The sequence below is a fragment of the Cetobacterium somerae ATCC BAA-474 genome, assembly GCF_000479045.1.
In the GTDB taxonomy this organism is placed as follows: Bacteria; Fusobacteriota; Fusobacteriia; order Fusobacteriales; family Fusobacteriaceae; genus Cetobacterium_A; species Cetobacterium_A somerae.
The window spans coordinates 1-2,255 of sequence record NZ_KI518206.1; the positions used below are offsets into that span (position 1 = coordinate 1).

Genomic DNA, 2,255 nt, shown 5'->3' on the forward strand with positions numbered 1-2,255 from the left:
AATTTACACAAAATTTGAAGAAGACTCAAATATTACTGATATTCAATTTATATATAGTAATTTTACATTTTTAGATACTTATAACATAATAAAAGAAGTTCTTTTAAATAAAAAATTTAATATTTTAATTTGTTCTACTGATTTACAAGCTCTTGCTGTTTATAAAGTAGCTCACGAACTTAATCTAAAAATTCCTGATGATTTATCTGTAACTGGTTTTGGAGGTTATGAACTTTCTCAAATTATTACACCGAATTTAACAACTATCAAATTTGAAAACGAATCAGCTGGCTATCTTGCTGCTGAAATTATGATAAAACTTTTAAACAATGAGACTTGTCATAATTTATATACTATCAACTTTTCTTTTATTGAAGGAAAAAGTGTAAATAAATTATAATGTATGTATAAATAAAAAAACCAAAAATTAAAACAAATTTTTGGTTTTTTATTTAAAATTATTTAAAATTTTATTTTTTCCTGATTTTTTTGCTTTATATAAAAGTTTATCACACTCTTCATATATTTTATTACATTTGTATGAAAGACCTCCACTTATTGTTACTTTTACATCTCTTATCCAAATTAAATTCTCTATCTCTTTTCTAATCTCCTCTGTTATTTCAATAGCTTTAGAACTATTAGAAAATTTCTCTAAAATTATTACGGCAAATTCTTCTCCACCTATTCTGTAAGTACTTATACCATTTTGCTCTTTTTTTATTAAAACTTCTCCTATTTTTTTCAAAACGCTATCTCCAAATTTATGACCATAAGTATCATTTAAGTTTTTAAAATTATCAATATCAAAAATTAACATAAAAAACTCTCTTTTTTCAACTCTTTTTAAATTTTTATCAAAAGCTTTTCTGTTATTTATCTTTATCAATCCATCATTCATTGTAGATTTATATAAGAGATTAATTTTTCTAAAAGAATACGAAACTCCAAATAATAATATTATTATATATCCTGACATTCTTATTGCTCTATTAATTAAAATTTTATAATCTCTATTTTTTATTCCATTTTCAATAGATTCAATCATATAAAGAGATAAAATTCTATAATTTATTTCATTTATCTCATTTATTTTTTGATCATATTTCTTTTTTAAACCATCATAGTTTTCAAAATCACCTATTTTTTTATAATATTCGAAAAGAAACTCATAACAGTCATGTAAAAATCGAAAATCACTTTTATGCTGTGTAGATTCCAATATCTCTTCTATATTAGATTTTGAAAAATTATTTACATAGAATTTTAAATTATAAAACTCTTTAGCTAATATATAATACATATATTCATCTATAAAATATGATTTTTTATTTTTTTTATAATTTTCCTCAGTTTTTTTTAAATAATTAAAAGCTTCTGTTTCTTTATTTAGTTGAGAATAAATTCTAGAATATATAGAGTTTGTAATAATCATTAAGCTATTTTGATATGCTTCTGACTCTATTTTAGATAACTGAGTTATCTTATCCAAACACTCTATTGTTTTTTCTTGATTATCTAATCTCATATAATTTTCTGCTAGATTTAAAAGAGCTAAAATTTTTACCTGATTATAATCTTTATAGTCTCTTTTTTCTTCTAATATTTCTGAAAGAAGATTGTTAGATACTTCATAACCATTTAAACTACTTATAATTATTGATAATCCCATCTTACCTCTATCAACATCATATGTACTATCCAAATATTTTGCAAATTTTATATACTCTAAATTATATCTTATTGAATCTAAAAGATTATGATTTCTAGCTTTTAAAACTCTTAATTTATTAAAAATATATAGCTTATTTTTATCATTTAAATTTTCATTTATAATTAATTTCTCTAAAATATAACTTCCTAACTCTACTCCATTTTCATTATTTAAAATTGGTCTAATACTTTCTGCGATCTCACTATATTTTGTATTGTAATTACTAGGCTTTATACTCTTGAAGTTATTTAAAACTTCTCTTTCTAAAGGAGTTAATTTCTTATTTAACTCTTCTTCATCTATTAATTCTATAAATTCAACAGGAAAGATTCCATGATTAATTGTAATCCATAGCTCTCTAACGAAAAAAATTGATAAAATAACTGCTAAAGAAAATGCCACCCAATGCTTTTTTGTCATTAATTCCACCTTGTTATTTATATTTACTCTTTTTATTTAGTAAATAATTATACCATATTAATAGAAGATAGATATTATAAATTTTTTTAATTATTACTTTTCTATATATATCTCTAAATAT

At 21.2% G+C, this 2,255-nt stretch carries 2 protein-coding genes; one reads left to right on the forward strand and one right to left on the reverse strand.

Going from position 1 to position 2,255, the window contains the following annotated elements:
* Nucleotides 1-400, forward strand: a 400-nt coding sequence (locus HMPREF0202_RS12580; RefSeq protein ID WP_023051098.1) for a substrate-binding domain-containing protein, incomplete at its 5' end; no start/stop codon positions are given.
* Between the two features lie 48 nt (nt 401-448).
* Here HMPREF0202_RS12580 and HMPREF0202_RS12585 read toward each other — a convergent pair.
* Entirely contained in the window at nt 449-2,134 is a 1,686-nt protein-coding gene (locus HMPREF0202_RS12585; RefSeq protein ID WP_023051099.1) for a tetratricopeptide repeat-containing diguanylate cyclase, read from the reverse strand.
* Between the last annotated feature and the right edge of the window lie 121 nt (nt 2,135-2,255).

Bases quoted from the DNA above. Each gene is read 5' to 3' on its own strand.
- HMPREF0202_RS12585 (WP_023051099.1), bottom strand. From the start codon at position 2,134: ATGACAAAAAAGCATTGGGTGGCATTTTCTTTAGCAGTTATTTTATCA.